Annotated in this window: 8 protein-coding genes; 6 read left to right on the top strand and 2 right to left on the bottom strand. The window is 66.7% G+C overall.

The window, feature by feature from the left end:
- Positions 1 to 6: 6 nt before the first annotated feature.
- Complete coding sequence (locus tag EDF69_RS01175) at positions 7 to 1,128, top strand: endo-1,4-beta-xylanase (protein ID WP_132883361.1); 1,122 nt, start codon at positions 7 to 9, stop codon at positions 1,126 to 1,128.
- Here EDF69_RS01175 and EDF69_RS01170 read toward each other — a convergent pair.
- The gene (locus EDF69_RS01170) at positions 1,125 to 3,359 is read right to left on the bottom strand and encodes a TonB-dependent receptor (protein ID WP_165890018.1); all 2,235 of its coding nucleotides are present in this window, start codon (positions 3,357 to 3,359) and stop codon (positions 1,125 to 1,127) included. The two genes, EDF69_RS01175 and EDF69_RS01170, sit on opposite strands and share 4 nt — an antisense overlap.
- A 305-nt stretch (positions 3,360 to 3,664) precedes the next feature.
- Between EDF69_RS01170 and EDF69_RS01165 the strand changes: the two genes are divergently transcribed.
- On the top strand, positions 3,665 to 5,902 hold the full coding sequence (locus tag EDF69_RS01165) for a putative bifunctional diguanylate cyclase/phosphodiesterase (protein ID WP_132883359.1): 2,238 nt from the start codon (positions 3,665 to 3,667) through the stop codon (positions 5,900 to 5,902).
- Positions 5,903 to 5,965: 63 nt separating this feature from the next.
- On the opposite strand, the gene EDF69_RS01160 is transcribed toward EDF69_RS01165, so the two are convergent.
- The gene (locus EDF69_RS01160) at positions 5,966 to 6,946 is read right to left on the bottom strand and encodes a L,D-transpeptidase (protein ID WP_239555223.1); all 981 of its coding nucleotides are present in this window, start codon (positions 6,944 to 6,946) and stop codon (positions 5,966 to 5,968) included.
- A gap of 254 nt (positions 6,947 to 7,200) precedes the next feature.
- Here EDF69_RS01160 and EDF69_RS01155 point away from each other — a divergent pair, with 254 nt between their 5' ends.
- The 4 genes from EDF69_RS01155 to EDF69_RS01140 all read left to right on the top strand — a co-directional run bounded on the left by EDF69_RS01155 (position 7,201) and on the right by EDF69_RS01140 (position 12,843).
- Positions 7,201 to 8,904 (top strand): catalase, encoded by a 1,704-nt coding sequence (locus EDF69_RS01155; RefSeq protein WP_274611225.1) that lies wholly within the window; start codon positions 7,201 to 7,203, stop codon positions 8,902 to 8,904.
- A gap of 74 nt (positions 8,905 to 8,978) precedes the next feature.
- Entirely contained in the window at positions 8,979 to 9,551 is a 573-nt protein-coding gene (locus EDF69_RS01150) for an ankyrin repeat domain-containing protein (protein ID WP_132883358.1), read from the top strand.
- 14 nt (positions 9,552 to 9,565) lie between these two features.
- On the top strand, positions 9,566 to 10,573 hold the full coding sequence (gene hemH / locus EDF69_RS01145) for a ferrochelatase (RefSeq protein WP_132883357.1): 1,008 nt from the start codon (positions 9,566 to 9,568) through the stop codon (positions 10,571 to 10,573).
- Between the two features lie 128 nt (positions 10,574 to 10,701).
- Positions 10,702 to 12,843, top strand: a complete 2,142-nt coding sequence (locus EDF69_RS01140) for a TonB-dependent siderophore receptor (protein ID WP_132883356.1) — start codon at positions 10,702 to 10,704, stop codon at positions 12,841 to 12,843.
- The last annotated feature ends 24 nt before the right edge of the window (positions 12,844 to 12,867 follow it).

The following is a 12,867-nucleotide window of genomic DNA, read 5'->3' as shown; positions in this document are numbered from 1 at the left end:
AAGCCCATGTTCGATCGCCGCCAATTTCTTGCCGGAGCCGCAGGGGCCGCCGGCGCGCTCGCGCTGCCACTCCAAGCCGCGCCCCGCGGTGACGGTCTGGGCGCAATCGCCGCCGCCAGCGGCATCCGGTTCGGCAGCACGATCGGCAAGGGCAATTTCGCCGACGCCGCCTATCGCGCGCTCAATGCCCGCGAGTGTGCGCTGATCGTGCCGGAGAACGAACTCAAATGGAGCATCACCCGGCCGAACGCGACGACGTTCGACTTCGGCCCTGCGGACGCGCTGATCGGCTGGGCGACCCGCAACGGCTTGGGCGTGCGCGGGCACACGCTGCTGTGGCATTCGGAGCGCTGGACGCCGAAATGGGTCACCGAACACGACTTCGGTGCGCAGCCGGCCCGCGCGGCCGAGCGGCTGCTGCAGGAGCATGTGACCAGGGTCGCCGGGCGCTATGCCCGCGTCATCGACAGCTTCGACGTGGTCAACGAGGCGATCGACTCCGACACCGGCATGCTGCGCGAGACGGCCCTGTCGAAGGCCATGAGCGGCGCACAGCAGACGCTGGATCTCGCCTTTCATAGCGCGCGCGCGGCGGCGCCCGCGGCCGAGCTGGTCTACAACGACTATATGGGCTGGCGCGGCGACGAGGCCGTGCATCGGAACGCGGTGCTGAAGCTGCTGGAGGGCTTCCGCAAGCGCAACGTGCCGGTGGACGCGCTCGGGGTGCAGAGCCATCTGGGCAGCAAATATTCGGACTCGCCGACAGGCCTCGGCGCGCTCGACGAGACGGCGTGGCGCAAGTTCCTCGACGAGGTCGCGGCCATGGGCTTCCGGCTGCTGATCACGGAGATGGACGTGCACGACAATCCGCTTCCCAGCGATATCGCCAAGCGCGATGCCGAGGTCGCGGCGCATACGCGCGCGTACCTGGACCTCATGCTCTCCTATCCGCAGTGCCGCACGGTCATGTGCTGGGGGCTGTCGGACCGATACAGCTGGCTCAACGACTTTCGTCCGCGACCCGATGCGCTGCCCAAGCGCCCGCTGCCGTTCGACGCCGAGTTTCGCCCCAAGCCGATGCGCGATGCCTTGGCGGCCGCGTTCGAAGCGCATCCTCGCGAGCGCTAGTCGCCGAAGCGCCACCGCAGGTTCAGGCCGACGTTGCGCGGCTGCGCTACGCCCCACACCGTGGCAGGGGTCAGGTCGCCACCGTTTTCCGCGCCGTGATAGTAGAGCGCGTCGAACAGGTTCTCGACGTAGGCCACGGCTTCCCACCCGGCGTCCGAGCGATAGCCGAGGCGGAGGTTCACCGCGGTATAGCCGTGGCGGCGGGTGATACCGCGCCAGTCGAAGCTTTGGCGCCCGCGCCCTTCGTAGACCCACTCGCCCGCGAGATAGGCCTCGCCGGAGGCCAGGGGATAATGGAAGGTGCCGACACCGCTCGAAGCCCAGGTGGGGTTCGGGAGGCCGCCGCAGTCCTTCAGCGTGCAATCGCGGTCGCCGCGCTTGCGCGTGTGGGTGTAGGTGAGCGTCCCCGTCAGATCGAAGAAAAGGCTGGGGCGAAGGGTCGTCGCGAACTCGGCGCCATATCCCTGCACCCGCCCGACGTTCAGGACCCGCTGCGTGCGCGTCTGGGTGTCGAAATAGACGCTCTGCAAATTGCGGTAGTTGTAGAGAAAGCCGGTGAGGTCGAAGCGCAGCCGTCCGCCGAGGAGGTCGCCCTTCACCCCCAGTTCCTCGCTCCAGATCGTCTCGGGCGCAAAGGCGTCGGGCTTGGTGCCGTCGGGGACGAGGCCAAACTCCTCGATCGGTCCCGGTGCTGCCACCGTGAAGGAGCCGAACCCGCCCGACTTATAGCCCCGCGTGACGCTGGCGTAGACGTTCAAGCGGGGCTGGATCTCATAACGCACGTACAGTCGCGGCGTCGTACCCTGCCAGGACCTGCCATCGGTCACGAAGCCATCGGTGTAGTAGGCGAACGTCCAGAGGTTGCCGAGCGTGGTTTCGCTCGGGAGGATGTTCAGCCCGAACTTCTTGTGGTCCCAGGTGTAGCGCAGTCCCAGGCCGACGTTCAGCTTGGGGAGGACGCGATAATTTACGTCGCCATAGGCGGAGAGGCCGGTGTTCACCGTCCGCGCCTCGTTCGTGTCGACCAGGATCCCCTCCGGCGCGGCAACATAGAGCGTGCCATAGAGGTCCTGGGTCAGTTCCTCGCAACTGGAGTAGCCGTAGCCGGCCAGGCAGACGGCGGTCTCGTCCGCCTGCTCGGTGAAGCGGGCCCGCACCGTCTCGCGATAGCCGGACAGCCCGGCCGACCAGGTGAACCGACCCGTGCCCGGAGAAACGAGGCGGACCTCCTGGCTTGCATAGGTGCCGCGCTGGCGCTGGCTGTAGTTGCCGATGCGAAGCGGCGTCCCGTCATAATCCTCGGAATAGAAGAAGCGGTGGCGGCGATAGGCGGTGATGGAACTCAGCGTGGCGAAGTCCAGATCCAGGTCGGCCTGAAGCGTGCCTCCGTAGATCTCACCGTCGTCGCGGGGGTCCGTTAGCTCCGTATCCACATCGCGAGGACCACCGCCGACCACGAGATCGATGCCAAGCGCGTCGTCGATCGCGTCCAGCACCTCGCGATCGTCGTTGGAAGCGCGATAGGGCGTGCCATCCAGCCGCCGCCGCTCATACTCGCCCATGGCGATCACGCGCAGCGGACCCACCGTATAGAGCAGCGAGGCGCGCGCCGCGGTGCGGTTCTCGCCCATCAGCCGATCGTCGCGACCGGGCGTGAAAACGTTGTCCACCCACCCGTCCGAGGCGGTGTGATATCCGGCCACGCGCAGCGCCCAATGCTCGCTCAGCGGCAGGTTGACCGCAGCCTCCGCCTCCACGCGATCCACCTCGCCATAGCCGAGGTAGACGTGCCCCCGCACTCGATCCGTGTCGGGCTTGTTGGTGACGATGTTGATCGCCCCGGAAATGGCGTTGCGCCCGAACAGGAAGCCCTGCGGGCCGCGCAGGGCCTCCGCGCGCTCGATGTCGAACAGGGAGGTGACCGCGCTTCCGGTCCGCCCCTGATAGACGCCGTCCTTGAAAATGCCGATCGAAGGATCGCCGCCGATGCCGTAGTCGTTCGAGACGATGCCGCGGATCGCCAGCGTATCGATGTAGCTGTCTTCGGAGTTGCCGGAGAAGCCGGGCGTGTAGGTCACCACGTCCTTGATGTCGCTGAGCTTGCGCTGGACGATCGCCTGTTCGTCGAGCGCGGTGATCGCGACGGGCGTGTTCTGGATACGCTCCGGACGGCGCTGCGCGGTGACGATGACTTCTTCTTGCGCCTCCGCCTGCGATTCGGCCGCAGGCATAGGCTCCTGCACGGGAGCGGCCGCTGCGGGCGTTGCCAAGAGAATGAGGGCCGGGGCGGCGCAGGACATGAGGCGCGCACGGCAAGAGATCGGGATCATGCCCGCGGCTATCCAGCAGATTGATGATTTCGGCGTTAACGCAAGAAGGGCCGCCAGGCTTCGAATTGGGGCCTCACGACCCGCACAGGGAGAAAGTGCCGGGTGGCGCAACTCCTTGGGACACCGGAGATTTTTTCTTGAGGAGTCGGGCGTGGCAAGGCTTTGCAGCAAGACCTCCTTAACTGCCACTCCCTACCCCTTGAAGCATGGAGCCGGCACAGAACTCAGCCGGGCGCGCGGGCCGCAGGCGGTTCGTCGCCCAAGTGGTCGCACCTGCCCTCGCCACGGTCGCGGCGATGGCGGTGCTGATCGCCGCGCTGGTCCTGTTCTCCGCGCGTCAGGCCGACCGGCTCGCCTTCCAGCGCGAACATGGCGTGATCTCGACCGTGCTTGCGCAGAGCATCGCGCGGATCGCGCACGACCAGGAGGGCGTCACCGTCTGGGACGATGCGGTCCGGCACGTGCGAGCCTTTCGTCAGGACCCGGTGTGGCTGGATACCAACCTTGGCGTGTGGATGCGCACCTATTACGGGCATGACGAAGCCTTTGTCCTGAACCCCAAGGACGAGCCGCTCTATGCGATGCGCGCCGGGCGCCGCCTTTCTGCCTCCGCCTACCATCATGACATCGCGCGCATCGCCGTTCCGCTCGTCGCGGAACTGCGCCGCAAGCTGCGTCACCCCTCTCCGGAAGATGTGGGGCCATCGGCGCTGACGCCGGGAACGATCGACCTCGCCATCGTCAGCGGTCACCCTGCCATCGTCAGCGTAAAGCCGATCACCTCGGACACCGGCACCATTCCCCAGGCTGCCGGTACCGAGTTCCTGCACATCGCGGTGCGGTATCTCGACACGGGCTTCACAAGGGAGCTTTCCGAGCGATACCAGCTCCAAGGCGCGGCCTTTGCGAAACGGCCGCTCGCTGCCCAGGCAGAGGGGGCGGTGCCGCTGCGCTCCTCGGCCGACCAGTTGCTCGGCTACGTCGTCTGGCAACCGTTCCAGCCGGGTTCGCTGCTGGTGGAGCGCGTGGCCCCCGTGATGGGCGCATCGCTTCTCCTCATCTTCGCGATCGTGACCATTTTGCTGCGCCATGTGCGACAGGGCACACTGCGGCTGGAGGCGAGCGAGGCGCAGGCGCAGCATCTCGCCTTCCACGACTCGCTGACGGGGCTCGCCAACCGCGCGCTGTTCGACGATCGCCTCGCGCATCAGCTCGCCCATGCGCGTGCCGCATCCACCTCGCTCGCGCTTCTGTACCTCGACCTGGACGGGTTCAAGAACGTCAACGACACCCTCGGCCACCCTGCCGGCGACGAACTCATCCGGCAGGTGGGGACTCGGCTCGCCGCGCTGGTCCGCTCGACGGACCTGGTCGCGCGCGTGGGCGGCGACGAATTCGCGATCATCCAGTGCGACATCGAAGGCCCGGCCGAGGCCGAGATCCTGTGCATGCGGATCGTCGAGGAGATCAGCCGCCCGATCGACATCGCCGGCACCCAGGCGCGGGTCGGCGTCAGCATCGGCATCGCCATGGGGCCCGCCGATGCGGGCGAGCGGACCGAACTCGCGCGCAAGGCGGACATCGCGCTCTACGAGGCGAAAAGTGCGGGCAAGGGACGCTACACCTTCTTTGCCGAAGGAATGGACGCCAGCCTGAGGCGACGCAAGGAGATCGAAACGGGGCTGCGCACCGCGCTGGACACCGGCAGTGGACTCGAGGTCTATTACCAACCGCTCTATTCGGCGCAGAGCGACGTCATCACCGGGGCGGAGGCACTCGTTCGGTGGCGGCATCCGGAAAAGGGCGTCATCTCGCCTACCATCTTCGTGCCGATCGCCGAGGAGGCCGGGCTCATCGAGCAACTCGGGGAGTGGGTGCTCGAGCAGGCCTGTCGCGCAGCGGTGAATTGGCCGATCGGGACGATCTCGGTCAATGTGTCGGCCGTTCAACTACGCAACGCGCGCTTCGCCGAGCGCGTGACGGAAATACTGAAACGAACGGGCCTGGACCCGGCCCGGCTGGAAGTGGAGATCACCGAGACCAGCTTCATCGAGAATGCGGCCACCTGCCAGCCCAATCTGACGGCGCTGCGCGCGCGGGGGGTGAAGGTCGCACTAGACGATTTCGGGACCGGCTATTCCTCCTTCACCCATCTGCGCAACTTCGACGTCGATCGCATCAAGATCGACCGGTCATTCGTGAGCGGCATCGGCAGCACGGAGGACGGCAGTCCGATCATCCAGGCGATCATCGATCTCGCCAAGGCGAGCGGCCTGAAGGTGACGGCGGAAGGCGTGGAGACTGCCGAGCAGCGCTTCTTCCTGTCCGAGATCGGCTGCAATTCGCTCCAGGGCTACCTGCTCAGCCGGCCGATGCCCGCGACGGCCATGGACGCGGTGTTCCGCGTCGGCGGGCACTCGTCCGCGCTCGCCGACGCCAACTGAGCGGAGGGGGCTCCCAGAGCCCTGCTCGCCCCACCGGATCGGTAACTCGGTCATGGCCGGCGGTCAGGGCTCGCCGGTGTCCGTCATAAGCGTGATCGGCGCACCCGTGCTGCCGCTGCTGAGGCTGTCGGGCGTGACCACGACGGTGGTGCCCGCGACCAGCAGCGGCAACAGGCGATCGCGGAAGCGCGGATCGACGCTGATGGGGTCCTTGTCCTCCGCGACGGGGGAGTTCGCCGCCTTGCCGTCCCAGGGAAGCGCGACCTTGGTCCAGTGCGCCCCGGCGGCATCGACGCTGCTGGCGACATAGGCCGCAGGGCGAGGAATGGCGCCGCGCAGGGTGACGGGGGCTGCCCCGATCTCCACGCCGTTGCGCAGCACCACCACCCGCCGATCTGCCGCGCTGACGATGATCGAAACGGGGCCGGAGGTTGCGCGTTCGGGCTGCCAGAAACCGGCATCCCCGGACGGAGAGCGGGCGGTCTTGCCCGCCTTCAGCAGCTGCGGGGTCGGAGCCACGCGGGGTACCGGCGCATCCTGGGTGATCACCACCGTCATGCCCTTGCTGGTGGCGCCGTAGAGCAGCCGCGCAAAGGCGAGCGGCAGCCGGATGCAGCCGTGGGAGGCCGGGTAGCCGGGCAGGTTGCCGGCATGCATGGCGATCCCGTCCCAGGTCAGGCGCTGCATGAACGGCATGGGCGCGCCGTTGTACAGGTTCGACTTATGGTCGATGTCCTTCTGAAGGACGGTGAAGACGCCGGTCGGCGTCTCGTGTCCCTTGGCGCCGGAAGAGATGGTGGAAACGCCGATCATCACCCCGTTGCGATAGACATAGGCGCGCTGCAGGCGAAGGCTCACCACGATCATCATCGGCCCGTCGGGTGCGACCTGCGGCGCCCACAGGTAACCGCCGGGCTTCAGCTTCTGCACCGCATCGACCACGCTCAAACCGGGCGGACCCGACTGCTGGGCGGCGGCTGGATTGCCGGCAAGCAGCGCGAGCATGCCAAGCAGGGCGGCGGCAGGAGCGGAAGGGCGGGTCATGGCGCGTAGCTATCGCGCACTTGCAGCCGCTGAACCAGTCGGGGCGACGCCGAGTGCGGCGAGTTGCAGGCGCCAGAGGCTCGGAGCCCCGGCATCGCTTCCGGATTTCGCGCGCACCCCAATGCTCCGACAAATTCCTCGCTTACAGTGATCGGCATTGCTCGTTGGCGGTCCGGCGCCCGGCCGGGCCAAGGGGCCGCACCGCTGTGATGCCGGCGACCGCCGACATCCCGTAACCCGACAACATGGACGACATGATGGCTTTCACTACCTCGCGCGCCGGGCTCTTGGCTGCGTGCATCAATCTCTCGCTCGTCGGGCCCGTGCTTGCACAGGCACACCAGGTCGCGGATCCCGCCTCGACCCAGGCCGCCAGCCGCATGCAGACCGCCGCCGCGCCGACCGTTCCCGAGCGGCCCGTGCTGTCGCAGCCGGGCGTCGCAGGCACCGTTCAGGCCGGTGGGGATGGCGCTGCGGCCAGCGCACCCCAATTCACCCGCGATAACGGCGCGCCCATCGGCGAGAACCGCCATTCCAAGGCGGTGGGCGACATGGGGCCGGTGCTGCTGGAAGACGCGCACCTGATCGAGAAGCTCGCCCGGTTCGACCGGGAGCGCGTGCCGGAGCGCGTCGTCCATGCCCGCGGCACGGGTGCTCAGGGTGTGTTCCGCGCCACCGCCGACATCTCCGACATCACCAAGGCGTCGCTGTTCGCGCCGGGCAAGGAAACGCCGGTGTTCGTCCGCTTCTCGACCGTCATCCACGGCGCGGGGAGCCCGGAGACGATGCGCGATCCCCACGGCTTCGCGACCAAGTTCTACACCGATCAGGGCAACTGGGACCTCGTCGGCAACAACCTGCCGATCTTCTTCATCCGCGATGCGATCCAGTTCCCGGACATGATCCACTCGCTCAAGCCTTCGCCGGTCACCAACAAGCAGGATCCGAACCGCCTGTTCGACTTCTTCTCGAAGACGCCCGAGGCCACCAACATGATCACCCAGGTATGGACGAACCTGGGCACGCCCGCATCCTATCGCACGATGGACGGCAATGGCGTCCACGCGTTCAAGCTGGTGAATGCCCAAGGCAAGACGATCTTCGCCAAGTTCCGCTGGATCAGCCGCCAGGGCGTCAAGAACCTGAACGGCGAACAGGTCGCGAAGGCAAACTTCAACTTCCTGACCGACGACCTCTACGGCCAGATCTCCGCAGGCAACCACCCGAGCTGGGACCTGATGGTGCAGACCATGTCCGCCGACCAGTTCGCGTCGCTGAACTACAATCCCTTCGACGACACCAAGGAGTGGCTGGGCGTGCCGTTCAAGAAGATCGGCGAGATGACGCTCAACAAGGTCCCCGACAACTTCTTCGAATGGACCGAGCAGTCGGCATTCGCCCCGTCGAACATGGTGCCGGGCATCGAACCGTCGCCCGACCGCATGCTCCAGGGCCGGCTGTTCTCCTATGCCGACACCCAGCGGTATCGCGTGGGCGCCAACGTCATGACGCTTCCGGTGAACCGGCCGCGGGTAGCCGTGGTGAACAACAACCAGGACGGGCAGCTGAACGCCACGCAGCGCTCGTCGGACGTGAACTACTTCCCGGCCGACACGGCGCCCAAGACGACGGCGGCCGAGTTCCGAAACTCGACCTATGAAGTCTCCGGCATCGTGGACTCGAAGCCGATCGAGAAGACCAACAATTTCGAGCAGGCAGGCATCTTCTACCGGTCGCTGAAGCCGCAGGACAAGGCGGACCTGGTCAAGAACCTGGCGGGCGACCTGGGCCAGGTCACCTCGATGCGGGTGAAGACCATGATGCTCAGCTACTTCTACCAGGCCGACAAGGACTATGGGACGCGCGTCGCCAAGGCGGTGAACGTGCCCCTGTCCGAAGTCGTGAAGGCGGCGAACGAATATCGCGCCGCCTATCCTGAGCAGTTCGGGGCGAACTGATCGCCCCGAGGGTCCCGGCGCTCGCCCCCCCCTCTCCCGCGCCGGGACCCACCCCCTTCAGCAAAGGACCCTTGATGTTTGTCGTGCTGACTGCCGCGCTGCTTGCAGCGGCGACTCCCCAGCAGGTGCCGGCCGCCTCGGCGGCTCCGGCAGCCGCCGTCCCGTCGGCGGAGCGCCGGCAGGAACTGCTGTTCGACGCCGCCCGCCTGGGACGGGTCGACATGATCGACACCCTTGTGAGGGCCGGCGCCGACGTCGACGGGTATGACAGGCGCGGTTTCACGCCGCTGATCCTCGCCGCGTACAACGGCCAGAAGGAGGCAGTGGAGGCGCTGCTCGAACGCGGTGCCGATCCGTGCAAGCCGGACGCCGGCCAGGGCAACACCGCCCAGATGGGCGTCGCGTTCAAGGGTGACGACGCCATCGCCGCTCGGTTGCTCAAGACCGGCTGCGACGTGAACGCGCGCAACAAGGCCGGTCAGACCGCCCTGATGATGGCCGCGCTGTTCAGCCGGACCGCTCAGGTCGACCTGCTGGTGGCGGCCGGAGCGGATGCCAATATCGCGGATGCGACCGGCCGGACCGCCGCCTCGGTCGCTGCCGCGCAGGGCAACACGGCGCTGGCAGCGGCGCTCTCCGCCAAGTGAGGGGAGGCGGTCGCATGATCCCGGCGAACCATCCCGCCACCCCCTCTCCCCGCGTCGGCGTGCTGCTCATCAACCTGGGCACGCCCGACGCACCGGAACCCGGGGCGGTACGGCGCTACCTTGCCGAGTTCCTGTCCGACCGCCGGGTCATCGAGCTTCCGCAACTGCTGTGGCAGCCGATCCTGCGCGGGGCAGTCCTCACCACCCGCCCCAGCAAGTCGGCGCATGCCTATGCCCAGGTGTGGACCGACGCCGGACCCCCGCTTGCGGCCATCACCCGGGAGCAGGCGGCGGCGCTGCAGGGCGCGTTCGGCGCGGACGTCGTGGTGGACTATGCGATGCGCTATGGCAGCCCCGCCATCGGCGACCGGGTGCGTGCACTGAAAGAGGCGGGGTGCGCGCGCATTCTGCTGGCGCCGCTCTACCCGCAATATTGCGCGGCCACGACGGCGACGGCGAACGACAAGGCGTTCGAGGCGCTGGCGGGGATGCGCTGGCAACCGGCGATCCGCACGCTGCCGCCCTATCATGACGATCCAGCCTATATCGACGCGCTGAAGGCTTCGGTCGGGGCAAGTCTCGCGACACTCGACTGGGAGCCGGAGGCGCTGGTGGCGAGCTTCCACGGCATGCCCCTGCGCACCATGGACCTGGGCGATCCCTATTACCGCCAATGCCTGGAGACCGGACAGCTTCTCTCGAAGGCGCTGGGCCGGGATCTGACCGTCAGCTTCCAGTCGCGCTTCGGCCCCGCGAAGTGGCTGGGGCCTGCCACCGACACGGTGCTCGCCGGCCTTCCCGCCAAGGGCGTGACGAAGGTGGCGATCTTCGCGCCGGGCTTTTCGGCTGATTGCGTCGAAACGCTGGAGGAACTCGCGATCCGGGGACGCGAGACCTTCGTCGAAGCGGGCGGCGCCGAGTTCGCCTATCTGCCGTGCCTGAACGCCAGCGCCGGCGGGATCGCGATGCTCCGGGCCGTTCTGGCACGGGAACTCGCAGGCTGGGTCAGGACAGCCGCCTAGTCGGTTAATCGACCAGGGCCGCGTCCGTCCCAGCGGAGATCAAGAATCTCACGACCTGCTATTGCGAATGATGCGCAACTCTCCTAGCGGGAGCCATGCCTTGGGCAATGAGCGTTGTGGGGAAAGTCATGCAATTGAAGATCGCGTTTCTGCTGGGCGGAGCAGCCATGCTCGTCGCGGTTCCTGCAGCCGCGCAGGAAACGGACGCGAACGCGAACGCATCGGACGAAGAGATCGTCGTCGTCGGTTCCTACACCCTCCCGGACGCGATCGACACGGCGACCGGCCTGGGCCTCACGGTCCGCGAAACGCCGCAGTCGGTCAGCATCATGACCGCGCAGCGCATCCTCGACCAGAATCTGATCACGGTGAAGGACGTCATCACCAACGCGGTCGGCGTGTCCGCGAACGAGTTCGACGATGTCCGAAACAGCTTCTTCGCGCGCGGTTTCGAAATCCGGAATACCCAGGTGGACGGCGTGCCGGCGGCCTGGACGCTGGCGGGCGGCAACGGCGAGACCAGCATCGACGTGTCCATCTATGAGCGGGTGGAGATCGTGCGGGGTGCCACCGGCCTCCTGTCGGGCGTGGGCGACCCCTCGGCCTCGGTGAATCTGGTCCGCAAGCATGCCGATGCCACCAACCTGACCGGCTATGTCAGCGCCAGCCTCGGCAGCTGGGACACCTGGCGCCTGTCGGCGGATGTCGGCGGCGCGCTGACGGCGGACGGACGCGTGCGCGCCCGCGTCGTCGGCCGCTATGAGGAAGGCGAAAGCTACATCGACATCCAGAACAAGAAGAAGTGGGTGCTTTATGGCGTGGTCGACGCCGACCTGACCGATACGACGCTGGTGCGGGCAGGGATCAGCCATCAGGATACCAAGCCGGGGGGCGCCACCTGGGGTGCGCTGCCGACCTTCTACAGCGACGGCACGCTGACCGATCTTCCGCGTTCGCAGACGACGGCGGCGGACTGGACCTATTGGAACAGCACCAACCAGAACATCTTTGCCACCGTCCGCCAGGAACTCGGTGACCGGTGGAACCTGACGGTCAATTACAACCGCCTCAAGAACACCAGCGATACCCAGCTGCTCTACCTGTACGGTACCGTCGACAAGGCGACGGGCACGATGGACGGCACCAATCCGTACAAGTCGGCAGGCGTGAGCTATCAGAACAGCTTCGATGCCCAGCTAAAGGGTGCGGTGTCCCTGTTCGGGCGCGAGCATGAAGTGGTGGTCGGCGCGCTGCACAGCATCCTCAAGCGCCACACCGACAATTACGACGCGCCGCTGCCCTGGCTCACCGACGTCCCGGTGATCGGCCAGGAGGGCATCCCCTATCCCGAGCCGGTCTGGGGCACCGAGGCCGTGCGCAACGAACAGGAGCGGATCAAGCAGACCGGCTATTACGGCGCCGTCCGCCTGAACGTGGCCGATCCGTTCAAGGTCATTCTGGGCGGGCGCATCGCCAGCTGGAAGCAGACGGGCTATGCCTGGGGAACGAACAGCGACTATGGCGATGACGACGTGTTCATCCCCTATGTCGGGGCGCTCTACGACATCACGCCCAATCACCGCCTCTACGCCAGCTTCACCAAGATCTTCCAGCCGCAGAACCTTTACGATCGTGAACACCAGTTGCTCGATCCTCTGGACGGCGATGCCTATGAAATCGGCCTGAAGAGCAGCTTCTTCGGCGACGCGCTGCAAACCTCGATCGCGCTGTTCCGCATCGAGCAGGACAATGTGGGGCAGATCGACGGACCGGAAGTCATCCTCGACGGCCAGATATTCCAACCCTATCGCGCCGCCCAGGGCGTGGTCAGCAAAGGCTTCGAACTGGAGGCGACCGGCCAGCCACTCCCGGGCTGGAACGTCAACGCCAGCTACAGCCAGTTCAAGGCCGAAGATGCCGACGACATACCCGCCAACACCGACCAGCCGCGCAAGCTGCTCAAGATCTTCACCACCTATGACCTGCAGGGTCCGCTGGCGGGCCTTACCATCGGCGGCGGCGTGAACTATCGCAGCAAGGCGTATTCGGACGGCACGAACCCGGTCCTGAACACCCCGTATCGCTTCCAGCAGGACGGCTATACCCTGGTCAGCCTGATGGCGCGCTATGCCGTGACGGAGCAGCTGCAGCTGCAGGCCAACGTCGACAATCTGTTCGACAAGACCTTCTACAGCAACGTGGGTTCGTTCAGCCAATATCGCTACGGGGCGCCGCGCAACGCGACGGTGACCTTGAGCTACCGCTTCTGAGCCAGGGAGGCGTCGGCGTGTGCG

The sequence above is a fragment of the Sphingomonas sp. JUb134 genome, assembly GCF_004341505.2.
In the GTDB taxonomy this organism is placed as follows: Bacteria; Pseudomonadota; Alphaproteobacteria; order Sphingomonadales; family Sphingomonadaceae; genus Sphingomonas.
The sequence above is the reverse complement of the archived record's forward strand: the minus strand, read 5'-3'. Positions and strand labels throughout refer to the sequence as shown.

Excerpts from the sequence above, each read along its gene's own strand:
- EDF69_RS01175 (WP_132883361.1), top strand. The coding sequence starts at position 7 with ATGTTCGATCGCCGCCAATTTCTTGCCGGAGCCGCAGGGGCCGCCGGC.
- EDF69_RS01160 (WP_239555223.1), bottom strand. The coding sequence starts at position 6,946 with ATGACCCGCCCTTCCGCTCCTGCCGCCGCCCTGCTTGGCATGCTCGCG.
- EDF69_RS01150 (WP_132883358.1), top strand. The coding sequence starts at position 8,979 with ATGTTTGTCGTGCTGACTGCCGCGCTGCTTGCAGCGGCGACTCCCCAG.
- EDF69_RS01140 (WP_132883356.1), top strand. The coding sequence starts at position 10,702 with ATGCAATTGAAGATCGCGTTTCTGCTGGGCGGAGCAGCCATGCTCGTC.
- EDF69_RS01170 (WP_165890018.1), bottom strand. The coding sequence starts at position 3,359 with ATGCCTGCGGCCGAATCGCAGGCGGAGGCGCAAGAAGAAGTCATCGTC.
- EDF69_RS01155 (WP_274611225.1), top strand. The coding sequence starts at position 7,201 with ATGATGGCTTTCACTACCTCGCGCGCCGGGCTCTTGGCTGCGTGCATC.
- EDF69_RS01165 (WP_132883359.1), top strand. The coding sequence starts at position 3,665 with ATGGAGCCGGCACAGAACTCAGCCGGGCGCGCGGGCCGCAGGCGGTTC.
- hemH (WP_132883357.1), top strand. The coding sequence starts at position 9,566 with ATGATCCCGGCGAACCATCCCGCCACCCCCTCTCCCCGCGTCGGCGTG.